Here is a 22,711-nt window from a genome sequence, read left to right as displayed (position 1 = left end):
AATGGAGAAATAAAATTGTCATGAAAGCAACAGATCATCTTTTTTTGGTTGACGGATCAGGCTATGTTTTTCGTGCTTATTATGCTTTGCCGCCTTTAAAACGTAAAAAGGATGGACTTCCTGTAGGAGCAGTAGCTGGTTTTTGCAATATGTTATGGAAATTACTTTGTGATGCTCGTAATACAGCTACTGGTATTGTTCCAACACATTTTGCTGTTATTTTTGATTATTCATCTGATACTTTTCGGAAACAAATTTATCCTGAATATAAAGCGAATCGCGCTGAACCTCCTGAAGATCTAATTCCTCAATTCGCGCTAATACGCCAAGCAACGAAGGCTTTTAATTTGCCTTGTATTGAAAAGGAAGGCTTTGAAGCGGATGATTTGATTGCTACCTATGCAAAATTGGCAACAAAGGTTGGGGCAAAAACAACCATTATCTCTTCTGATAAGGATCTTATGCAACTCGTAAATACGCATGTATCTTTGTATGATGGAATGAAAGACAAGCATATAGGTATCTCAGAAGTTGTAGAAAAATGGGGTGTTGCACCTGAAAAAATGATTGATTTACAAGCATTAATTGGAGATTCAACGGATAATGTACCAGGTATTCCAGGCATTGGTCCCAAAACTGCAGCTCAGTTGTTAGATCAGTTTGATTCTCTAGATCTTTTGTTGCAAAATGTAACAGAAATTAAACAAACAAAACGACGTGAAAACATTCAAGCTTATAGAGAACAAGTTAAAATTTCTCGTGAACTTGTTAGGCTTAAAACAGATGTTCCTATAGATAATGATTTAGATGATTTTATTTTGGAGCCACAAGATGGTCCACGTTTAATTGCTTTTTTGAAAGCGATGGAATTTTCAACATTAACGCGTCGCGTGGCAGAGGCAACGACATGCGATGCAACTGTTATTGATGCACTTGATATAGATGTTGAATGGGAAAAACTGAGCCACGGGCATGATTCTGATATCAAAAATACTGAGCGCGCATCTCTTCATAATTTTTCTGAAAATTCTCCACAAGTTTTTGCACAAAAACGTAAAGATCAAGCGCTGACTCAAAAAATTACAAGAGATGCTTATACAACAATTCTTGATGAGGAAATTTTAAAAGATTGGTTATCACAAGCACAAGAGCAGGGTTTTTTCGCTTTTAATACTGAAACAACATCTCTTGATCCGATGCAAGCAAAGCTTGTTGGTTTTTCACTCGCATTACAGCCAGAAAAAGCAGCTTATATACCTCTTGAACATTTTGATGAAGGAGAAGAGGATCTTTTGAGGGGCGGGCACATTGCCTCGCAGATTGAGACCCGAAAAGCTTTAGCACTTTTAAAACCAATATTAGAAGATTCATCGGTGTTAAAAATTGGTCAGAATATAAAATATGATTGGTTGGTGATGAAGCAATACGACATTATTATAAGCTCTTTTGATGATACCATGCTTTTATCATATGCTTTTGATGCTGGAATATTAACCCATAATATGGATGATTTGTCTGAACGTTGGCTTAAGCATAAACCAATTTCCTATAAAGATTTAACGCATAACGGAAAAAAAATTACTTCTTTTGCACAAGTAGATTTAAAACAAGCAACCCTTTATGCGGCGGAACGTGCTGATATAACGCTACGCCTTTGGCAAGTATTAAAACCGCAACTTGTTGCTCGTGGAATGACAAAAATTTATGAACGTCTTGATCGACCCCTTGTAGAAGTTCTTGCAAGAATGGAAGAACGTGGGATTCTTATTGACCGGCAGATTTTATTGCGTCTTTCAGGAGAATTGGCACAAGCTGCTTTGATTCTAGAAGAGGAAATTTACAAACAAGCTGATGAAAAGTTTAATCTTGCTTCGCCAAAGCAATTAGGGGATATCCTTTTTGGAAAAATGGGATTATCTGGAGGCGCTAAAACTAAGGGTGGACAATGGTCAACTTCTGCTCAGACCTTAGAAGAGTTGGCTGCTGAAGGTCATGTTTTACCGCGTAAAATTATTGAGTGGCGTCAACTTGCAAAGCTAAAATCTACCTATACAGATGCTTTGCCTTCTTATATTTTTTCAAAAACAGGGCGAGTTCACACGAATTATTCTTTGGCAATAACATCAACAGGGCGGTTATCATCATCAGAGCCAAATTTGCAAAATATTCCAGTGCGGACTGCTGAAGGACGTAAAATTCGAACAGCTTTTATTGCTCCCAAAGGACATGTGTTACTTTCTGCTGATTATAGTCAGATTGAATTGCGTATTCTTGCACATATTGCGGATATAAAAGCATTAAAAGAAGCTTTTGCTAAAGGGCATGATATTCACGCTATAACGGCATCACAAATGTTTGGTGTTGCGATAGAAGGAATGCATTCAGATATACGACGGCGTGCAAAAGCGATTAATTTTGGTATTATTTATGGTATTTCAGCTTTTGGATTAGCCAATCAATTGGGAATTTCACGCCAAGAAGCGGGTCGTTATATTCAACTGTATTTTGAAAGATTTCCAGGAATTAAAGATTATATGGAGAAGACCAAAATCTTTGCACGTGAAAATGGTTACGTAGAAACAATTTTTGGACGTCGTATCCATTATCCAGAAATAAAAGCAAAGAATGTAAAAATTCGTTCTCTTAATGAGCGAGCAGCTATCAATGCTCCAATTCAAGGTTCCGCGGCTGATATTATTCGCCGCGCTATGATACAGATGGAAAATGCTTTAAAAGAAGAAAAACTATCAGCAAAAATGTTGCTGCAAGTGCATGATGAACTGATTTTTGAAGTACCAGAAGAAGAGAGTAAAAAAACCATGGCTGTTGTTAAAAATGTTATGGAAAATGCTACAATGCCGATTTTATCTTTATCTGTACCGCTTGAAGTAAAAGTCATGACGGCTCAAAATTGGGATGAGGCACATTAATTTTTTTATTTATTTTTAAGAATGTTGATTGCGTTGGAAAGATTAAGATAGGCTTTGATAGGCAAATGATCTGAAGCAATGCGTGCAAGCGGTGAATGATGATTTTCAATACTTGTTACCAATTGGTGGGGAAAAGAAAAAACTCTATCAAGGGCTAAAAAAGGAAAGCGAGATGGAAAACTTGGTACAACTTCAAAAGTGCTATCAAAATAGGGAGAAAAATGATTTAAAGATGAGCCTTTTCCCATCCGCCATTCATTAAAATCTCCTATGAGGAGTGTAGGCATAAGGGAGCGTTTTTGGAAAATTTCAAGGAGCATTTTTGTTTGTTGTTTACGAGAGTAACGTAATAAGCCAAAATGAGCCGCAATAATACGAATAGGGCCTGCTGCCATTTCCAACTCTACAATTACAGCCCCACGTGGTTCAATACTAGGCAGAGTGACTTGTAAAGTATCACGTACATATCCCTTTCGCAAAAAAAGAGCATTCCCATGCCAACCGTGTCCATGAGGTGACATAGTATTAAGAGGTACAGGAATCAAACCGGTTTCAGCTTTTAATAGCTGAAGATTAATCAAACCGACGCGTTCTCCAAAACGTCTATCTGCTTCTTGAAGAGCAAGGATATCAACTTGTAATTCAGTAATAACACGGACAATTCTTGTAGGATTAAAAATTTTATCAACACCTACACATTTATGCACATTATAGGAAGCAACAGTCAGATCATAATTACTATTTTGATTGATGATGTTTGATTGATGATGAGAGCGGCTGTGAATTGCATTTAAAAGGGAGCTATGGAGTTTTTGTTGGATAAAACTGGTAAACCAAGGGAATTTTTGCTTATAAGGTATTTTTGTCATTTTGCGAAAAGGATAGTCCCTAAGAGGCAAAGGGTAAAGACTTACACTAAAAACAAAAGAACCTTGTCTCTTTTAGAAACAAGGTTCTTTAATTAAGTTATGATTTCTGTAATCAATCACGGTTTGAGCCAAGAAATTGTAGCAAGAAGACAAACATATTGATGAAATCAAGATAAAGATTCAACGCGCCCATAATAACTTTACGTCCTCTGGTGTCGCTTTCATCTCCTTCATAATACATCAACTTAATGCTTTGGGTATCGTAGGCTGTTAAACCAGCAAAGATCAACACGCCAATCACAGAAATAGCAAATTGCAAAGCGCTTGATCCAAGAAAAATGTTCACAATCATGGAAAGAAACAAGCCGATTAATCCGATGAATAGGAATGAACCGATTGCTGTGAGATCACGCTTTGTCGTATAACCATAAAGTGAAAGAGCTCCAAAAGCTGCAGCGGAAATAACAAATGTTTGCACAACACTTTCTGTCGTATAGCGCAAAACGATTGAAGACAGTGAAAGACCAACCAGAGCAGCATAACCAAAAAAGAGGCTACGAGCAGCATTTGTGCTCAATGTATTAATTTTAAAACTGAGGAATAAAACTGCTATGAGTGGTGCAAACATAACAATGTAAGAGAATGGCGATGTATAAAATGTTACTCCAAATGATGTTAAATAAACACTGCTATTGATCTGAGCTGCTGCTTGGCTCATATCTGTTGTCGTTGCTAATGATACAATTACATAAGCGGCAGCAGCTGTAATAAGCAAACCAATGGCCATTGTATTGTAGACACCCAACATATAGTCGCGCAATCCCTGATCAATTGATGCATCGGCGTGAGAAGTAGGCGCCGAACGTAAATTTTTAAAATTAGCCATAATATAAAATCCTTTAGCATATGTTCCGTCAGGTATAGGGCTTTAAAAGTGTCTCTGTCATTACACAGATAAGCTTGGCATAAGCCTTAATTGGGCAAATACAAAAAACCCTAAGAATCACTGACAGAATTCCAGCATATTTGCTCTTATTATGGAGATTTATTTAAAAATTACAAGAGATTTATATGAAGAAGGAACCTTACAAATTGGTAAGGAAACGGTTCATTTTAATAAAAAATATTTTCATTTTTCGCCATGTTTTTACAAGATAAAAAGACTATACTCAAAAAATTTTTATTATTCACAGAAACTATGTAATACAATCCTTTATAAAATATCCACTATTTTGCGTTTATGGGAAGAGCGGCAACAATCATAACACTATTTTTCAACCTTCAATATTGCACCTGTTTTGCATGGTTAGAAGAGGTATTGAATTTGATTTTTAACATATTGATATATAATGATAAACTGTCTTTTTTGTATGTTAAATGATATTCTGAATATCGTAAGATTCTCTGGTTGCAAATTTGTTTATATTAAATCAATCAGGATTATTGACTTGCTTGTGTCTTTCAAGAGACATGGTTTTAATGGATTCAACATGAACAGATTCCAAATAAAAGAGATTTAGACTATTAAGGGCTTTTATCCAATATAAAAAAGGTAATTTATATCTATAATCAATAGGTTGGTTTAACAAGATACCATTGAAAATAGTTGAAAAAATGTTTTTTATTAAACAATATATAAAATAAAAAAGGAGAGTTTTTTAACGAAGCACTTAAGAAAGGCTCTGTAGAAAACAATACCTGTAAAAACTAAAAAACATATGAAAAGCAAATGTTCTAAGCAAATAATAGAACTTTAAATGCTGTAAAATATTTTCTCTCTGAATTTGATAGAGGACATATGGATAAAAAATATTGATTTCTATTTGAGTTCATTTCTTTTGCATTGACCAAGTGTAGAAGTGTAAATTTGAAAAATAAGATTTTATAATTTTATGAAAAGAAACACGAAAAACAATTAGCTGCAAGAATTATCCAAGAAAAATCAATTTATAATCAGGCTTATGATGGTCAATAAGCTCTGTTTTCTAAGACAATGAGCATATCAATGAGAAGATGTACTGTTAGAATGACGTTTTTCTTTCATCCAAGTGCGCAATTCTTCAATAAGGATGGCAATAACACCGAGAGTGATAAAACTATCTGCAAGGTTGAAAATAGCAAAATAAAAAATATCATCAATATGAAAGAGTATATAATCAGTGACATGATGAAAGCGAATACGATCAACGAGATTGCCAATTGCTCCCCCAATAATAAGAATAAGGCCAAAGCGCATTAAAGACTTATTATGTTCAGTATTTTTCCATAGCCGTAGAAGGAAGATAATCACAATGATTGTGATGGCGATGATTCCCCAGTGAGAAAAGGAAGAAAAAAACGAAAATGCAATGCCAGAATTACGCACATGATAAAGGGAAAGAAAAGGAATAAGCGAAATTTCTGTTCCTAAAGGCATATTGTGCATAACCCAGTATTTGACAGCTTGATCAAGTACTACTGTAAAAGCCAAGCCCAAGAGAAGAAAAGGGAGTGATTTACGCATCATATTTTTCCTCACATGGTTCCAGTATTAAATAGGGGCGACGGATTTCATAAAGCATAACAGCTGTTGCTACAGCTAGATTAAGCGAGTCTGCACGTCCGCTTTGTGGAATACGCGCAAGTTTATCACACCGATTTGTAAGAAGATCTGATAATCCTTGTTTTTCATTTCCCATTAAAAGGATAATAGGGCCATTTTTGAAATCAAGTGTGCGATAATCCAGAGATCCTTTGAGATGTGTTCCAACGATCATACCTTTAAAGTGAGCAGACCAGTTTAAAAAGGCGCTTTCATCAAGACGATAAAGTGGTACAGAGAAAATAGATCCCATGGTTGCACGAACTGTTTCAGGCGAGAAAGGGTCTGTTGTTTCGCCAATTAAAATAACACCTTTAGCACCTACAGCATCAGCGGTTCGAATAATGGTACCAAGATTTCCAGGATCACGTACACGATCAAGCGCGATGTAAACATCTTTAATCTGTCCTTTTATCATTTCAAAAGGGTGCCATTTTTGCTTGAAAATACCAATAACTGTTTGTGGATTATCGCGTCGGGTAAGTGATTCCATAACCTTTTGTGAGGCTTTAATAACAAAACCACCGTTGGCTACAGCACGTGCGGCAGTATTTTCGATAGCAGCATTACCAATTTTACTTTTAGAAAAAATAAGCGTCTGTATTGTCCAGCCGAGATCGAGAGCATCAATGACTAATTTCAATCCCTCTGCCATGAAAAGACCTTCTCTATTACGGTTTTTCTTTTGGCTAAGTGCTTTAAGGTCTTTTATGATGGGGTTGCTAAGAGAGGTAATTTCTTTCACTCTACCAGTTTTGGGTCTACACATATTCAAGCAATCCAACGGCTAAAAAGAGAAGTAGAAAGAGCACGTCCTGCAACTTCTTCACGCAAAATGAGTTCTCCTGATTCGACCGTACCACCAAGATTTACAAATGCATCACGCATTAAAGCATGAAGTGCAAAAAAGGAAGCACGAATAGAATAAGCTGTAAGGACAACAGAGAGCGGTTTATCAGAGAGAAGTTTACGACAATTTGTGATCATAGCGGGTAAATGATCAAACAGTTGCCAAATTTCACCATGGGGTCCACGCCCATAAGCAGGGGGATCAAGAAGAATCATATCATAGCTTTTCTTACGACGCAGTTCACGCTCGACAAATTTCATAGCATCATCGCAAATCCAGCGAATAGAATGATCTGGTAATCCTGCTTTTTCTTGATTAGCTTTTGCCCACGCAATGGCTTTTTTAGAAGCATCAACATGGGTAACATTCGCACCCGCTCGTGCCCCAATCAAAGAGGCAATACCTGTATAGCCAAAAAGATTCAACAATTTTATAGGACGTTCGGCTTTAACAATTTGTTCTTCCATAGAGCGCCAATGAGCATCTTGTTCAGGAAAAACCCCTACATGCCGAAAGGAAGTAAAACGGCCTAGAAAAAACAATCCATTCCAAGAAAGAGTCCATGTTTCATCAAGTGGCTTTTTAGGAAAATGCCAACGACCAACCCCTTCTTCATCACGGTTTCCTGTGAAAATAGCATCAACATTAGCCCATTGTTTTCGTGGTAAAGCGGGTTTCCATAGTGCTTGACCTTCTGGTCGAATAATGCGGTAAGCTCCATAACGTTCTAATTTTTGTCCATGACCAGAATCAATGAGAGCATAGTTTTCACTTACACCTGTTTCTAAAATAAGTGGCAACTTTTCCTGCGGATATCTATTGTTATGGGAGGAGGATTGAAAGCATTGTGCGGGCATGTTTTGTATCACGGTATATGAGGTATGAAAATATATTATAAAGCTCTTAAGTGTTTAGTAAAAGTGCAAAAGAGCTAAAGCCAATTAAAATATGTATAAAAAAGAAAAGAGCACTTTTAACTCTGTACTGAATATAAAATACAGAGAGAAAAGATTTAATTAAAATACCAATTACACAAGATTTGTGATAGATGTTTTCAATTTTTCGATCTCGGCTTTACTTTTTTTGAGATCTTTTTTGTATTTGTGATAGGAAAACCAACTGATCAGATTTCCTAATAAAATACCAAAACCAAAGAAAATAAAGAGCCATATAAAGAGGGGAGCATGATAAGTAAAACTTTCAGAATCTGCTCGAAAAGGATCAAGGGTTAACGGAACCATTTGCCGATTAGCCACGATAAAAACAATCAAAAAAGCTGCAAGAATCACACCGATACTTGTTAGAAGAATACGTTTAATTATCATAAGTTTCTCACTGATTAAGACGGTCGCGTAAATCCTTGCCAGTTTTAAAAAAAGGAATCCACTTTTCTTCAACAGAAACAGCTTCACCTGTTCGTGGATTACGTCCATTACGGGCTGAACGGCTTTTTACAGAAAAAGCTCCAAATCCACGAAGTTCAACGCGATTGCCATTTGCAAGTGCTGTTGAAATTTCCTCAAAAATAGCGTTTACAATATTCTCCACATCCCGTTGAAAAAGATGCGGGTTATGACGAGCGATAATTTGCACAAGCTCTGATTTTACCACAATAGCCTCACTTTCACACAAAAATTTTTTTGTAATTGTGCACTTCATGCATATTACAATATATAAACGGATAAAAGCAAAATAAAACCAAGAAAAAACAAATTGCAAGAAACAAAATTTGAAAATACCTTCTATAAAGGTTATACAGATTAAAAATGCGGAGTATTTAAGAGATTAGGAGAGTATGTCCGTACACAATAATTATGAAGCCTTTTCAACGCAATCATCTTTTGGAGATGTTTTAAAAAAAGCATCCCGTCATTCGCGTCGCATTAGCGTATTAAAAATTTTTTTACCTCTCTTAGCGTTAATTTCAGCGCTGGTTTTTTGCTGGTTTACGTTTTTCTTGGTTCCCGTTACTTCTGATTCTATGCCTTTGAATAATGAAGAAAGTGGCGTGGTGAATTTGACAATGCTCAATCCAAAGTTAGAAGGGTATACGCGTGCTCATGAACCTTATTGGCTTAAAGCAGAAAAGGCATTTCAAGACCATACACACTCTGGAATGATTGGGTTGCAAAACATTACAGCTAAAGCATTTATGGGCCAACAAAAACAGGTTTTTCTCGCAGCACAAGGGGGGGTTTACGATAACATTAATGGTTTTTTACAGTTGGACAAGCCATTCACCATTACGACGAATGATGGGATCATGGTACAATTTATGTCAGCGAGTATTAACTTATCCGAGGGACAGTTAAAAACAGATCAACGTGTTAATATTCAGCAAGCGGGTTTGCATCTTGCCGCAAATGCCTTACAAATTCGAGAAAAAGGAAAAAACATGTATTTCCATGGTGGTGTGCATTTAGTGCTTCAAAAGCAATGACGCAAGATCAATACGAATCTTCAAAGGATATTTATAAAGAGAAGTATGTGTATATACAAACAGAAGAATTGAAATAATGAAATCGTACAAAAGATGGATAGGTGTGACCTTGGCTTTTAGCATGGGAATGTTAGGAGGAGGAGCAGTTTTAGGATATGCTGAAGTGGCCCATTTTGGAATAAGTTTATCAAGCGACAAAGAACCGGTAGAACTTCATGCAGATTCTTTGGAAATACGTGATAAAGAAGGGATAGCGCTTTTTAAAGGTGATGTTTCAGTGGTGCAAGGTGAACGTCTTTTAAGAACGGCAAAATTAGTTGTTTACTACGATAAAGCATATAAAGAAATTGATAAAAACAAGGAAGATACAAAGGCATCATCTGTTTCTTTATTTGGTTCGTCGGGTATACAAAAAATGGAAGCTTTAGGAAAAGTTTATATAAAAATTGCTACGCAAATTGCTACGGGTGACAAAGGCGTTTTTGATGGAAAGTCAAAAATGATGAGTTTGACAGGGAGTCATGTTGTATTAACTGATGGTGACAATGTGGCCACGGGGTGCAAACTAACGGCAAATATGGAAAGCGGAAAGGCTTTTTTAGAAGGTTGTGAGACGCCTAAAAAAAAAGGTCGTGTTTCTATTATTTTAAAACAAAATCAAAAGAATGGCCGTTAAGATTTCATGTTTGGAATCAAAAGAAAAAAGCAGACCGATAGGTATAATCTTGAAAGTGAAGCTTCAAAAAATCCCTTAAAAGGGACCTTGATTGCCAGTAACTTGATTAAAGTTTATCGAGGAAGACGAACTGTTAATGGTGTTTCTTTTGGCATTCGTACGGGAGAAGCCGTTGGCATTTTGGGGCCCAATGGGGCAGGTAAAACAACTTGTTTTTATATGGTTACGGGGCTCATAAAATCTGATGGAGGATCCATTAAAATTGATGGATTTGATATTACGCATCTTCCGATGTATCGACGTGCGCGTTTAGGTATTGGATATCTTCCACAGGAAGCTTCTATTTTTCGTGGTCTTTCAGTAGAAAATAACATTAAAGCTGTTTTAGAGGTCGTTGAAAAAGATCGCCTTAAACAACGTGAAGAGTTAGATAGCCTTTTACATGAATTTAAAATTGATCATTTACGTAAAATGTCTGCACTTTCGTTATCTGGAGGTGAACGTCGGCGACTTGAAATTGCGCGCGCTTTAGCTTCTCGTCCCCATTTTATGTTACTTGATGAACCATTTGCAGGAATTGATCCTATCGCTATTTTCGATATTCAACAACTTATTCGTCATTTAACTAGGCGTGGCATTGGTGTTCTAATAACGGATCATAATGTGCGTGAGACATTAGGGCTTGTCGATCGCGCTTATATTATTCATACAGGGCGGGTGTTAGTTCACGGTTGTCCTAATGATATTATCAACAACGTTGATGTACGCAGAATTTATTTGGGAAATCAGTTTTCTCTTTGATTTTACAGCTTTCACGAGTTTCCATTTAAGTTTAACCAAACATTATTACTGAAAATCTCCTTATTTATGCCAAAACTTCTTTTATGACTATAACCTTAATGCTGTTATTGAGTGGTGAAAAAGACTTCATCATTAGAGGGTTAGTTTGTTGTTTTATAAGTTTAGCTTGCTCATGATTGTATCATAGAAAAGATATCACTAGATTAACTTGATAATGAGTGATAAACGAAGCTCTCAATAAATGCGTGTGTTATTGAAAGGTAAGAGATATTTATCATATTTTTCTCTGTCGAATCAAATAATATATCGATGATGCTGTTTTAGGTATTTTGATGAGAGCACCGGTTATATATTGCGGTTATTCAATAGGAGTTGTTGTATTTTATTGGTTTATATGGCCTATTTGAAAATAGGAGCTCGGCTAAAGATATCAGGATAAATCTATAAACCTTTCAAAATAATCATTAAATCTCTAAAAACCTTTATATTCTTGTTATAAGGCGATGTTCAAGCTATACAGTAATTTTCAAAGTAAAGGTCCATTTTGCTCAGTATGCTTTTCATCTTAATTTAAGGGCTCATTTTTAAAGAAAGAAAAACTCTGATGGCGAATTATACATCAACTCTTATGACAAGTTTAATAAATTTATGAATAATGACCTTTTCTAGAGTCGTGAGGAAATTAACTTTATGAACAACTTCATTTCTTTGGTTTCTCATGCCGTTAATGATGATCCGAATACTATTTATTGTTGTGTTAGAAGTGATATGAGATGTATTGAGCCATCACCCATTATAAATTGAAAAGTAAAAACACATGCGATGTTGCGAAAAGTGAAAGAACGTTAAGTATCTATACCGTTTATAGGTTTATTGATGAGCATTTTAGCGTGTAAGAGGAAAATTAAAGTATGAATTTGAGTGAGTTAATAGCACCGGAAGCGATCATTCCGGCTCTTAAGGCTAATTCGAAAAAACAGGTTCTGCAAATTTTAGCCGAAAAAGCTTCCAAGCTAACAGGTCTTAGTGAGCATGTGATTTTTGATGTTGTTTTACAACGCGAGAAGCTTGGTTCAACGGGGTTGGGTGGAGGTATTGCGATTCCTCATGGAAAATTACCTGATATTAATCGGATCATTGGTATATTTGCACGTCTTGAAAGTCCTGTTGATTTTGAAGCTCTTGATGACGAACCTATAGATCTCGTTTTTCTCCTTTTAGCACCTGAAAATGCTGGTGCAGATCACTTAAAGGCTTTATCACAGATCGCACGTGTTTTGCGTCACACTGATGTTGTGCAAAAATTGCGCAATACGCATAATGCTAATGCGCTTTATGCTTTACTGATTCAAACTTCAGAATCAAATGCAGCTTAGAAGATATTATGAGTGTATAAGTTGCAAGGTATACACCACGGAACGTAGAAAATAATATAATTTTTATCTTAAAAGACTGATAACAAAAGGTTATGTCATGCAATTTTGAGAAATCGTTTCTAAGCGAACCTTCTTTTTAAAGAGCAAGTAACAAAAACGAAGTACTTGTTTTTGTTACTTGCTCTTGTATATTAAAGCATCTAATCATTATGCTTCGTGGGTTCATTTATCCTGTTGTACTGTAAAAAGCCATCATTTGAGGTGTGGAGAGATAAGGCATGTAAGTCTTCTTAATACATTAAATGCATTTAGAATGTGTGGTAAATATTCTTAAGCAGGACTTGTTTGTAGAGCTTTTGGTTAGGTAAATCACATAAGTGGGAAGACAAGAGGAGACCGCTCGACAAGAATCCAGACTTTTTCAGTCCAGATTGGATTAAGAATCTTTGTCCTTTGAAAGCGGGAAAGAAATCAACAGAAAAATTTATTTGTGCATCGAATTTTTTCGTAAATTGAGTTTGAGTGTTTAGGGATAATATTTTAATGCTCAAGAAGAAATAAGAGTGTATCCTCAGTATAGCAAGATATTGATTTATAAATATAATTCACTATTTTGCATGTTGTAAATGGAATTAGCGTGTGGATAAAAACTGTACAAGAAAGGGTAAAAATGCTTCCTATGAATCGTCTCAAGTATCGAGGGTTGTAGCAAAACATTGGGAGCTGGAAAATAGTGTTATGGTGCCGGTTTGCTTCTTCACAAGTGGGGAGGTCAACTATTTTATAGATATGATTTAGATGTCAGCTGTTTTATAGAGCCCATGCTAAAAAACAATTTTGTACGGTAAAAATGAAAGTTATAGCTTTAGGTTGGGTGAAACAGCTTTGTGCATGGGAAGATTTATTCAGATCCACTTTAATTGATTAAAATGTTGTTAAAAAACGATAAGGTTAAAATTGCTGTAGAAAAAGATTTTATATTTTTGTTGATAAATTACTTAGAAATAAGAGAAGGAAACTTTTCAAAAGAATTCTTAGGAAGTTTTTTATAACAGAAAGGAAAATGTCGTCTAACGTATTAAAATAATATGATTAAGCTATTATAAGCTACTAAAATCATTTTAGAAATTAATAATTGGAGATAAAATATATAGGGAAATAAGATCAAAAGAAACAAAGTGGTATGTGATTATTGAGATAGAATCTGAATTCTTTATGTTTTATTATTAATATCTTGATAATATTTTATTATTTTTACAAGATATTTTGAAGATTGAGAAAAAGTGTTATCGGGACGATATTGAATACGAAGTATGAATGCACTATAATGGGTGAAAGATGGAGTATTTTGCGAACATAAATGTATTGAATGCATAAAGTCGAGAAGTGATATCCGTAAGGCGATTAAGCTTTTTTGCGGGGAGTACGGGGTGTATTTTCAAAATTTTGCATCAGATTGCTTGTGACATAATGTGACATAAAGAGTATGGTTTATTTCTTAACAGAGTGATGGTATATTTTCATCTCGTTTTGAAGTTCTATAGCTTAAAGAAACCGTTTTTTATACAAAAACGAAATGAGTAGCATAAAATGAAGATGTTATTTTTTAATGTGGTTATTGAATAAGAAGTTTATGTTTTGGTAACGATTAAAAGGTCACAATGGAACGTGGAAATCTATTCTGGTTAGTGTGAAAATATTTCGCTTATTGAAGGAATTAAGACAATAACACATGAATATCGAGGAGTTTTTGTTGAATTTTTCCAATGAAGAGAATCTTGTTAGAGACTAAAGAAGTGAGCTAAATGAAGATGTTTGAAAAGACTGTTATTGCTGCATCTGTAATGGTTTTTGTTACAGCGGGCGTGGCATATGCACAAACGCCAAGCCGTTTAAATCAATTTGAAGCGTGGGGAGCCTATTCTTATAAATCGCCCAAAAATACGATTTGCTATGTGTTATCGGTACCTTTGAAGGCTCTTCCAACGACAGTTAATCATGGTGATAACTTTTTCTTGGTTACCAAGCGTTCTCATTCACCTATTTCGTTTGAACCGCAGTTTATGGCTGGTTATACCCTTCAAGAAGGGTCGAGAGTGACAGTGACCATTGGAGGTAAGGACTTTGATTTTTTCACGAAAGATTCCTCAGCTTGGTTGGCTTCATCAGAGCTAGAAAAGCAGCTTGTTTCTGCTATGCGTGCAGGAAGCAATATGACAGTGAAAGCGATATCAAAACGAGGAACGCATACCACTTATACTTATTCCTTAAAAGGGGTCACTGCTGCATTAAATGCAGCTCAAAAGTGCCATTAAGGTTTCGATAATTTCTAAAATAGTGATGTGAATTGGAAAGCAATGGCCATTTCCTATGACCTTAGACCAGTTGGTTCATGTTTTGCGCGAGAAACAGATAATGTGGTCGTGAAGGAGAGTTCTAAGCTCTCTTTAATTGGTTTGTCGCAAGATGAGATGGTGCAGGCTTTAAAGACAGTTGGTGTACCAGAGCATCAAACGCGTATGCGTGTGCGTCAGCTTTGGCATTGGCTTTATGTGCGTGGCGTTTCAAATTTTGATGAGATGCTGAATATTTCTAAAGCAATGCAAGAAACACTTAAGTGTCATTTCTCCATTGCGCGCCCAGAAATTGTTGGAGAACAAATATCAAAAGATGGTACGCGTAAATGGCTCTTACGTTTTCCTGCACGTGGAGCTGGAAGGCCTGTTGAAATTGAAACGGTTTATATCCCTGAAGAAGGACGTGGTACTTTATGTCTTTCATCGCAAGTAGGGTGTACGTTAACTTGCTCTTTTTGCCATACGGGAACGCAGATGCTTGTTCGCAATCTGACTGCGGAAGAAATTTTGGCACAATTATTGGTTGCACGTGATTGTTTGGGTGATTTTCCTGATAAAAATACCCCTGATGGGGCAATAGTTCCCATTGAAGGTCGCAAAATTACCAATATTGTTATGATGGGGATGGGAGAACCTCTTTATAATTTTGAAGCTGTTAAAAAAGCTTTATTGATTGCTTCTGATGGCGACGGGCTTTCTTTATCAAAACGTCGGATTACGCTTTCAACCAGTGGGGTTGTTCCTGGAATTATCCGAACCGGAGAAGAAATTGGTGTTATGTTGGCGATTTCACTCCATGCAGTACACGATACATTAAGGGATATGCTTGTTCCCATTAATAAAAAATATCCGCTTGCTTTACTAATGGAGGCTTGCCGTAATTATCCTGGTCTTTCCAATGCAAAACGAATCACTTTTGAATATGTTATGCTGAAAGATATCAATGATAGTTTAGATGATGCTAAGCGATTGATTAAGTTATTGAAAGGGATTCCTGCTAAGATCAATTTAATCCCTTTTAATCCGTGGCCAGGGAGCAATTATCAGTGTTCTGATTGGGAGCAAATCGAGCGTTTTGCTGATGTCGTTAATCAAGCGGGCTATGCTTCTCCTATTCGGATACCGCGTGGACGCGATATTTTAGCGGCATGTGGACAACTTAAATCAGCTTCAGAGCGTTTACGGAAATCTGAACGTTTGCGACTTGAAAATGCCATTGGTCATTAGTTAATGCAACTTTCTGCGATATTAAAGCCTATGCTTTTTTTCAGTAAATCAGCATATAATAGCATGTGTGAGACAGAGATTAAGATGGATAAGTGTTAGACGAACAGTTTCAGCTTTTATATGCTCAATGGGGAGAAATATTGTATATAGCAGTCTGTTTGCGTAATTTCTAAAATAAGGAGGAAACCTCATTTAGAGGCAATATGAAGTCTTAAGGGTCTTAACTAATTTCCATATTATTATCATACATTTTAATTCTATTTTATGACTTTTAAAAGCATCTACGGTAATATCTTTTAAAAAGTGGAGATTGTGTATTGCCTCACTCTTTTGTTTATTACGTTCTTTAAAAAGATTTCGCCTCACACACGAAAACTCCCGATTCGCTTATAACGTACAAGGGAAAGATATTGTTTGATTCAAAATAAACAGGTTTGAAATGAGAGAATCCTACAATATTTTGGTTCTCATTTAAATTAAAAACGATAAATTACATTTATAAATCAATTTTTGTAACTATAAGGAGATGGAGGGCAAAGATAGTAAAAGTACCAGCAATAAGCCAGTCGAGAAAGCGAATATAAAGAGGATTTTTCTTGAGAATTTTTGCAAGTTTATGCGCTGTAAAAACGATAGAAATTGTAATGGGAAAAGAAATAGGAATATAAGAGAGTCCTAAAAAGAGTAGCTTTTGTGTTGCCATAGGATCATCCGCATTGATAAATTGTGGTAAGAATGTCGCGTTAAAGAGTATAACTTTAGGATTTAAAAGATTGATTCCAATACCAGCAAGATAGTTACGTTTAGCGCTTTGAGATTTAGAAGATGTCTGTTCGAAGGAAAAAGTTGGATTTCTCCGTAACGCTTGAAAAGAAAACCATAAAAGATAAAAGGCGCCAGCAATTTTTAGAAGAATAAAAGTGTGTGGCGCAGCAAAAATAAGCGCTGATAAGCCAAGTGCTACAGCGGTAACTTGAATGGCAAACCCTGTTGCACTACCCAAGGCGCACATAATTCCAGCTTTTTTGCTTTGTGTAATGGTTCGTCCTACAGAAAGCATCATATCAGGTCCTGGAATAAGTGCTAAAATCAACGATGCTAAAGCAAATTGTACAACAATAGACCACTCCGGTAGAAATGACACGTAAATCTCCTTTTATTTTTAAGCAGTATTCATTATTTACACTCTAAAGCGTTTTTATTTACGTTTTTTGCGTCTTTTTAATGTTTCTTAAAGAGAATTTATTTTTATATTTGTTGCATTGTTTTGATTTCTAGGTAGAGATAAAAGAGCAGCTCATATAGAACTTTGAAATGAAGAAGTGGCAAAATATTAGAAAAGTTGTTTTGGCTTATTCAGGGGGATTGGATACGTCAATTATTCTCAAATGGTTGCAAAGTACGCTAGGCGTTGAAGTTGTAACTTTTACAGCGGATTTGGGGCAGGGGGAAGAGCTAGAATTTGCTCGTCGTAAAGCTGAAATGTTAGGTGTTAAAGAAATCTATATTGAAGATTTGCGCGAAGAATTTGTGCGTGATTTTGTTTTTCCGATGTTTCGAGCCAATACCGTTTATGAGGGAACTTATCTTTTAGGAACATCAATTGCACGCCCACTTATTTCAAAACGCCTTATTGAAATTGCTAAGGAAACAGAAGCAGATGCAATTGCTCATGGGGCAACGGGCAAAGGCAATGATCAGGTACGCTTTGAGCTTTCCGCTTATGCTCTTAACCCTGATATAAAGATTATTGCTCCATGGCGTGATTGGGATTTTAAGAGTCGGACAGATCTGTTTGAATTTGCTCGTATACATCAAATTCCTGTAGAAAAGGATAAGCAAGGCGAAGCACCTTTTTCAGTGGATGCAAATTTATTGCATTCTTCATCAGAAGGAAAGATTTTAGAAGATCCAGCACTTCCTGCTCCTGAATATGTCCATATGCGTACTCTTTCGGTGGAAGATGCTCCAGATCAAGCAACCAGAATCACTCTTGGCTTTAAAAAAGGTGATGCTGTTTCAATCAATGGAAAAAATTTATCTCCTGCAACTTTACTTGCAGAATTAAATCATTATGGGCGCGATAATGGTATTGGTCGGTTAGATTTGGTAGAAAATCGCTTTGTGGGTATGAAATCGCGGGGTATTTATGAAACACCAGGGGGGACCATTCTTTTAACGGCTCACAGAGCTATAGAATCTTTAACGCTAGATCGTGGTGCAGCTCATTTGAAAGATGAATTGATGCCACGTTATGCAGAACTCATTTATTATGGATTTTGGTTTTCGCCGGAACGTAAGATGCTGCAGGCAGCTATTGATTTATCTCAAGAACATGTTGAAGGTGAAGTCACGTTAAAACTCTATAAAGGAAACGTGATTGTTGAAGGGCGCCAAAGTAAAAAATCACTTTATTCGAGTGAGTTGGTAACTTTCGAGGATGATCAAGGTACTTATGATCAAAGAGATGCAACTGGTTTTATTAAATTAAATGCTTTACGTTTGCGTACATTAGCAATGCGTCATCAAGGTGACAAAAAAAGAAATAGAAAATTACAGTGACAAGTGTAAAGTAGGGGAAGTACTTTTGTATGGAATGCCTAACTTAAGCATTTTTATCTGTTGGTTTTTGCAGTCCTTTCATTCAATGTTAGAGGCTTCGCTTTTGTACTAAATCAGTATAATAAGCAAAATTCATGATAATAATAGCAATGAAGGCTCTGATAATCAAAACAAGTCAATTTTGCTTTATAATATTGAATGTTTTTGATTTTTATCAGAACAAAATATGTTTATAGCGAGGGCGGTTTTTTTATTGTGACTTAAGAGTATAAAGAAATTTTCATCTTTTTGCTTGCTATTATTGACGAATAAATTCAAGAACCATACACCCTATTTTGAAAGAGTGTAATTTTTAGGACAAATAATGATGCGTGATCAGTGTGATACCCTTAACCTTACGCCTGAATTAAAAGATGCGGCTTCTCAATCGAGAACTTGGCCATTTGAAGAAGCACGTAAGATTATCAAACGGTATGAAAAGACGGGTTATCCAGACAGTGTGATATTTGAAACAGGTTATGGACCTTCTGGTTTACCGCATATTGGTACTTTTGGGGAAGTTGCACGTACAACCATGGTGCGTCATGCATTTCATATTCTTACGGAGAATAAAGTAAAAACAAAATTACTTTGTTTTTCTGATGATATGGATGGTTTGCGCAAGGTTCCTGAGAATGTGCCTGATCGCGAGAGGATGGAACATTATCTTGGTCAACCGTTGAGCCGTGTACCAGACCCTTTTGGAGATGACTATCCTTCTTTTGGGGCAGCAAATAATGCGCGGCTACGGGCTTTCCTTGATCGTTTTGGTTTTGATTATGAATTTGCAAGTGCTACGGATTATTACCATTCTGGTCGTTTTGATGAAACACTTTTGAAAATCCTTGCCTGTTATGACAAGGTTATGGCAATTATTTTACCAACATTGGGTGCAGAGCGGCAAGCGACCTATTCGCTCTTTTTACCAATTTCTCCCTTTTCTGGAAAAGTATTACAGGTACCGATGATTGAGCGTAATGTTGAAAAAGGTACAGTTACTTATATCGAACCAGAAACAGGAGAAACCATAGAAACAGAGGTTACGGGGGGCAAGGTTAAATGTCAGTGGAAGGTGGATTGGGCAATGCGTTGGACAGCACTTGGCATTGATTATGAAATGGCAGGAAAAGACCTTATCGATTCCACAAATCTTTCTTCTAAAATTTGTAAAGTATTAGGTGGGAAGTCCCCAGAAGGATTCAACTATGAGCTATTTTTAGATGAGAAAGGGCAGAAAATTTCCAAATCCAAGGGAAATGGCTTAACCATTGATGAATGGCTTACTTATGCCCCAACAGAGAGTTTAGGGCTTTATATGTTTTCAAAGCCTAAAACAGCAAAAAGGCTTTATTTTGATGTCATTCCTAAAGCGGTTGATGAATACTATGCGCATCTTTCAGCCTATGGTCGCCAAGAATGGAAAGAGCGGTTGAATAATCCTGTATGGCATATTCATAATGGTTGTCCTCCGCAGGTTGATTTGCCTGTTTCCTTTGCGATGCTTTTAAATTTGGTAAGTGCTTCAAATGCGGAGAATGCAGAAGTTCTTTGGGGTTTTATTTCTCGTTACGCTAAAGGAGCAAATGCACAAACTTATCCAGAACTTGATCAATTAGTGAAGTTTGCCATTAGATATTTTGATGTTTTTGTTAAACCAAACAAAAAATTCCGGCTCCCTGATGAAAGTGAACGCACAACATTAGCACAAATTGATGAAAAATTAGCTAATTTACCTGAAACTGTTGATGGCAACATGCTACAAAATATGCTTCTTGACGTTGCACGGTTAACGGAACGCTATCAAGACCATAGCAAAAAAAGCCCTGAAGGTGGGCCTGGTGTTTCCAATGTTTTTTTTCAAATGTTGTATGAAGTCCTTCTGGGACAAGAGCGAGGTCCACGATGGGGATCATTTATAGCGCTTTATGGGATTAATGAAATGCGTGCACTGATTGCTGAAGCGCTTGCACGGCCGACGGAGGAATAATGGAAAAGAGAGTGCAGGAAGTAAAGCGACGCCGTACATTTGCAATTATTGCTCACCCAGATGCTGGGAAAACAACATTGACAGAAAAGCTTTTATTGTTTGGTGGTGCTATTCAACTTGCAGGAGAAGTAAAAGCCAAAAAAGATCGTATTCAAACCCGTTCTGATTGGATGAATATTGAGCGTGATCGTGGTATTTCTGTTGTGACTTCGGTGATGACGTTTGAATATGAAAATCATATTTTTAATCTCCTAGATACTCCAGGACATGAGGACTTTGCGGACGATACCTATCGCACACTCACAGCTGTTGATAGTGCTGTCATGGTTTTGGATGCGGCACGGGGAATTGAGCCTAGAACATTAAAATTGTTTGAAGTGTGTCGGATGCGGGATATTCCTATTGTTACGTTTATCAATAAAATGGATCGTGAGGCACGTGATCCTATAGAGCTTTTAGATGAAATTGAAGAAAAGCTTGCTCTTGATACTGCGCCTATAACATGGCCAATTGGTACGGGTAAAGATTTTGTTGGTACCTATGACCTTTATCATAATCGTTTTCGTCAAAAAGATGATGAGATAACACAGCAGATAGTTTCAAATCCCAGAGAGGTTGTCCATTTACTTCCTGAATATCAACATTCAACTTTTATTGAAGGGGTAGAACTGGCTCAAAGTGTTTGCAAGAATTTTGATCTTCAAGCTTTCCATGAAGGTCATATGACTCCGGTTTATTTTGGTTCAGCTTTGCGAAATTTTGGTGTTCGTGATTTGATCAATGCGCTTATTGATTTTGGTCAAAGTCCTCGTGACCAAAGTGCAGATCAGCGCAATGTCATAGCCATGGAACCTAAAATGACGGGATTTGTTTTTAAAATTCAAGCAAATATGGATCCTAATCATCGTGATCGTATTGCATTTTTTCGGGTATGTTCGGGAACACTTGAACGTGGTATGAAGACAAAGTTGGTTCGAACAGGAAAACCAATGACACTTTCGGCTCCACAATTTTTCTTTGCGCGTTCACGCCAAATTGCTGATCAAGCCTATGCCGGTGATATCGTAGGGATTCCTAATCATGGAACATTGCGTATTGGCGATACTTTGACTGAAGGAGAAGATATCCTCTTTAAGGGAGTACCAAATTTTGCACCAGAGATTTTGCGTCGTGTTTGTTTGGGCGATCCAATGAAAGCAAAAAAGCTCAAAGAAGCTTTGCAACAAATGGCTGAAGAAGGGGTTGTACAATTGTTTATTCCTGATGATGGGTCGCCTTCTCTCATTGGTGTTATTGGTGCTTTGCAAATTGATGTTTTAAAAGAACGATTAAAAATAGAGTATTCTTTGCCAGTGAATTTTGAGTCTGCGCGTTTTAATTTATGTCGTTGGATTTCAGCGCAGAGCAAAGATGAGTTGCAAAAGTTTCTCAGCAATCACCGCTCTGCTATTGCGTATGATTTAGAAGGTGATCCAGTCTTTTTAGCGGAGAATCATTTTTCATTGAATTATGAGGCAGAAAGAGCTCCTAAAATAAAATTTTCTGCTTTTAAAGATTACCAAGTACGCTCTTAAAATAAAGAAAAATATTTTCTACAATAATTTGATTTATAATGATAATTTATCATTTTTTATATTGGGTTAAAAATCTGAATATTATAAGTTTCTTATATTGAAACAATCAAAATCGTTTGTTTGCATGTCATAAGTAGGATTGATGTGTGCGTAAAACACTGGAAGCAAGAAATACAAAGCCTCTTATAAATCTTCTCCATAGCCAAGAGCTTTCAAAATATTGGGTGAGGGTAAAAAAGTGATGATGGTGGTTTGTAGCGTTATGATGTAACGATGGTGGTGTGTGGTGTATCTTATCCCATTCACGGAAGTTTAAGTTATACTATTCATTTATATTATTTACGGGACGACATTACGAGGTAAGCTCAAGTACAATGAAAGATGTCTCTTTAAAAACAAACATATAAAATTGCAACATAATATTATTTTTGGGCATTCTATT

Annotated in this window: 18 protein-coding genes; 10 read left to right on the top strand and 8 right to left on the bottom strand. The window is 36.4% G+C overall.

Annotated elements, in window-relative coordinates:
* The first annotated feature begins 20 nt into the window (after positions 1-20).
* Positions 21-2,930: a DNA polymerase I gene (gene polA / locus U736_RS0100775; RefSeq protein WP_012754438.1), complete on the top strand. Its 2,910-nt coding sequence runs from the start codon at positions 21-23 to the stop codon at positions 2,928-2,930.
* Between the two features lie 5 nt (positions 2,931-2,935).
* Here the strand turns inward: polA and U736_RS0100770 are convergent, their stop codons facing one another.
* From U736_RS0100770 to ihfB, 7 genes are all read right to left on the bottom strand, one after another.
* The gene (locus U736_RS0100770; RefSeq protein WP_012754439.1) at positions 2,936-3,799 is read right to left on the bottom strand and encodes an endonuclease/exonuclease/phosphatase family protein; all 864 of its coding nucleotides are present in this window, start codon (positions 3,797-3,799) and stop codon (positions 2,936-2,938) included.
* 112 nt (positions 3,800-3,911) lie between these two features.
* The gene (locus U736_RS0100765; protein ID WP_012754440.1) at positions 3,912-4,685 is read right to left on the bottom strand and encodes a Bax inhibitor-1/YccA family protein; all 774 of its coding nucleotides are present in this window, start codon (positions 4,683-4,685) and stop codon (positions 3,912-3,914) included.
* Between the two features lie 1,116 nt (positions 4,686-5,801).
* Positions 5,802-6,305 carry a signal peptidase II gene (lspA, locus tag U736_RS0100760; RefSeq protein WP_012754441.1) on the bottom strand — a complete coding sequence of 168 codons (504 nt, stop codon included), beginning with the start codon at positions 6,303-6,305 and terminating at the stop codon, positions 5,802-5,804.
* Positions 6,295-7,149 (bottom strand): TrmH family RNA methyltransferase, encoded by an 855-nt coding sequence (locus tag U736_RS0100755; protein ID WP_026500152.1) that lies wholly within the window; start codon positions 7,147-7,149, stop codon positions 6,295-6,297. The genes lspA and U736_RS0100755 overlap by 11 nt, the downstream gene beginning before the upstream one ends.
* Before the next feature lie 2 nt (positions 7,150-7,151).
* Positions 7,152-8,087 (bottom strand): class I SAM-dependent methyltransferase, encoded by a 936-nt coding sequence (locus tag U736_RS0100750; protein ID WP_012754443.1) that lies wholly within the window; start codon positions 8,085-8,087, stop codon positions 7,152-7,154.
* A 171-nt stretch (positions 8,088-8,258) separates the two neighbouring features.
* Positions 8,259-8,555, bottom strand: a complete 297-nt coding sequence (locus U736_RS0100745; protein WP_012754444.1) for a lipopolysaccharide assembly protein LapA domain-containing protein — start codon at positions 8,553-8,555, stop codon at positions 8,259-8,261.
* 7 nt (positions 8,556-8,562) lie between these two features.
* Positions 8,563-8,841 carry an integration host factor subunit beta gene (ihfB, locus tag U736_RS0100740; RefSeq protein ID WP_012754445.1) on the bottom strand — a complete coding sequence of 93 codons (279 nt, stop codon included), beginning with the start codon at positions 8,839-8,841 and terminating at the stop codon, positions 8,563-8,565.
* A gap of 184 nt (positions 8,842-9,025) precedes the next feature.
* Here ihfB and lptC point away from each other — a divergent pair, with 184 nt between their 5' ends.
* From lptC to rlmN, 6 genes are all read left to right on the top strand, one after another.
* Positions 9,026-9,670: an LPS export ABC transporter periplasmic protein LptC gene (lptC, locus tag U736_RS0100735; protein ID WP_012754446.1), complete on the top strand. Its 645-nt coding sequence runs from the start codon at positions 9,026-9,028 to the stop codon at positions 9,668-9,670.
* A 76-nt stretch (positions 9,671-9,746) separates the two neighbouring features.
* The gene (locus U736_RS0100730; protein WP_012754447.1) at positions 9,747-10,346 is read left to right on the top strand and encodes an LptA/OstA family protein; all 600 of its coding nucleotides are present in this window, start codon (positions 9,747-9,749) and stop codon (positions 10,344-10,346) included.
* Between the two features lie 6 nt (positions 10,347-10,352).
* The gene (gene lptB / locus U736_RS0100725) at positions 10,353-11,147 is read left to right on the top strand and encodes an LPS export ABC transporter ATP-binding protein (protein ID WP_012754448.1); all 795 of its coding nucleotides are present in this window, start codon (positions 10,353-10,355) and stop codon (positions 11,145-11,147) included.
* Between the two features lie 911 nt (positions 11,148-12,058).
* Entirely contained in the window at positions 12,059-12,523 is a 465-nt protein-coding gene (gene ptsN / locus U736_RS0100720) for a PTS IIA-like nitrogen regulatory protein PtsN (protein ID WP_012754449.1), read from the top strand.
* 1,811 nt (positions 12,524-14,334) lie between these two features.
* The gene (locus U736_RS0100715; RefSeq protein ID WP_026500150.1) at positions 14,335-14,838 is read left to right on the top strand and encodes an invasion associated locus B family protein; all 504 of its coding nucleotides are present in this window, start codon (positions 14,335-14,337) and stop codon (positions 14,836-14,838) included.
* Positions 14,839-14,880: 42 nt separating this feature from the next.
* Complete coding sequence (rlmN, locus tag U736_RS0100710; RefSeq protein ID WP_012754451.1) at positions 14,881-16,107, top strand: dual-specificity RNA methyltransferase RlmN; 1,227 nt, start codon at positions 14,881-14,883, stop codon at positions 16,105-16,107.
* A 496-nt stretch (positions 16,108-16,603) separates the two neighbouring features.
* On the opposite strand, the gene U736_RS0100705 is transcribed toward rlmN, so the two are convergent.
* The gene (locus U736_RS0100705) at positions 16,604-17,251 is read right to left on the bottom strand and encodes a LysE family translocator (protein ID WP_012754452.1); all 648 of its coding nucleotides are present in this window, start codon (positions 17,249-17,251) and stop codon (positions 16,604-16,606) included.
* A 170-nt stretch (positions 17,252-17,421) separates the two neighbouring features.
* On the opposite strand from U736_RS0100705, the gene U736_RS0100700 reads away from it, so the two are divergent.
* The 3 genes from U736_RS0100700 to U736_RS0100690 all read left to right on the top strand — a co-directional run bounded on the left by U736_RS0100700 (position 17,422) and on the right by U736_RS0100690 (position 22,269).
* Positions 17,422-18,669, top strand: a complete 1,248-nt coding sequence (locus U736_RS0100700) for an argininosuccinate synthase (protein WP_026500149.1) — start codon at positions 17,422-17,424, stop codon at positions 18,667-18,669.
* Between the two features lie 364 nt (positions 18,670-19,033).
* A complete protein-coding gene (locus U736_RS0100695; RefSeq protein WP_012754454.1) occupies positions 19,034-20,695 on the top strand; it encodes a lysine--tRNA ligase in 1,662 nt (553 codons plus the stop codon).
* Positions 20,695-22,269, top strand: coding sequence for a peptide chain release factor 3 (locus tag U736_RS0100690; RefSeq protein ID WP_012754455.1), 1,575 nt, complete (start codon positions 20,695-20,697; stop codon positions 22,267-22,269). Before U736_RS0100695 ends, U736_RS0100690 begins: the two co-directional genes overlap by 1 nt.
* Positions 22,270-22,711 lie beyond the last annotated feature (442 nt).

Source organism: Bartonella grahamii ATCC 700132 (assembly GCF_000518085.1).
Lineage (GTDB): Bacteria > Pseudomonadota > Alphaproteobacteria > Rhizobiales > Rhizobiaceae > Bartonella > Bartonella grahamii.
Note: the sequence above shows the minus strand (reverse complement) of the source record. Positions and strands in the feature narration are given on the sequence as shown.

Bases quoted from the DNA above. Each gene is read 5' to 3' on its own strand.
- polA (WP_012754438.1), top strand. From the start codon at position 21: ATGAAAGCAACAGATCATCTTTTTTTGGTTGACGGATCAGGCTATGTT.
- U736_RS0100770 (WP_012754439.1), bottom strand. From the start codon at position 3,799: ATGACAAAAATACCTTATAAGCAAAAATTCCCTTGGTTTACCAGTTTT.
- U736_RS0100765 (WP_012754440.1), bottom strand. From the start codon at position 4,685: ATGGCTAATTTTAAAAATTTACGTTCGGCGCCTACTTCTCACGCCGAT.
- lspA (WP_012754441.1), bottom strand. From the start codon at position 6,305: ATGATGCGTAAATCACTCCCTTTTCTTCTCTTGGGCTTGGCTTTTACA.
- U736_RS0100755 (WP_026500152.1), bottom strand. From the start codon at position 7,149: ATGTGTAGACCCAAAACTGGTAGAGTGAAAGAAATTACCTCTCTTAGC.
- U736_RS0100750 (WP_012754443.1), bottom strand. From the start codon at position 8,087: ATGCCCGCACAATGCTTTCAATCCTCCTCCCATAACAATAGATATCCG.
- U736_RS0100745 (WP_012754444.1), bottom strand. From the start codon at position 8,555: ATGATAATTAAACGTATTCTTCTAACAAGTATCGGTGTGATTCTTGCA.
- lptC (WP_012754446.1), top strand. From the start codon at position 9,026: ATGTCCGTACACAATAATTATGAAGCCTTTTCAACGCAATCATCTTTT.
- U736_RS0100730 (WP_012754447.1), top strand. From the start codon at position 9,747: ATGAAATCGTACAAAAGATGGATAGGTGTGACCTTGGCTTTTAGCATG.
- lptB (WP_012754448.1), top strand. From the start codon at position 10,353: ATGTTTGGAATCAAAAGAAAAAAGCAGACCGATAGGTATAATCTTGAA.
- ptsN (WP_012754449.1), top strand. From the start codon at position 12,059: ATGAATTTGAGTGAGTTAATAGCACCGGAAGCGATCATTCCGGCTCTT.
- U736_RS0100715 (WP_026500150.1), top strand. From the start codon at position 14,335: ATGTTTGAAAAGACTGTTATTGCTGCATCTGTAATGGTTTTTGTTACA.
- rlmN (WP_012754451.1), top strand. From the start codon at position 14,881: ATGGCCATTTCCTATGACCTTAGACCAGTTGGTTCATGTTTTGCGCGA.
- U736_RS0100700 (WP_026500149.1), top strand. From the start codon at position 17,422: ATGAAGAAGTGGCAAAATATTAGAAAAGTTGTTTTGGCTTATTCAGGG.
- U736_RS0100695 (WP_012754454.1), top strand. From the start codon at position 19,034: ATGATGCGTGATCAGTGTGATACCCTTAACCTTACGCCTGAATTAAAA.
- U736_RS0100690 (WP_012754455.1), top strand. From the start codon at position 20,695: ATGGAAAAGAGAGTGCAGGAAGTAAAGCGACGCCGTACATTTGCAATT.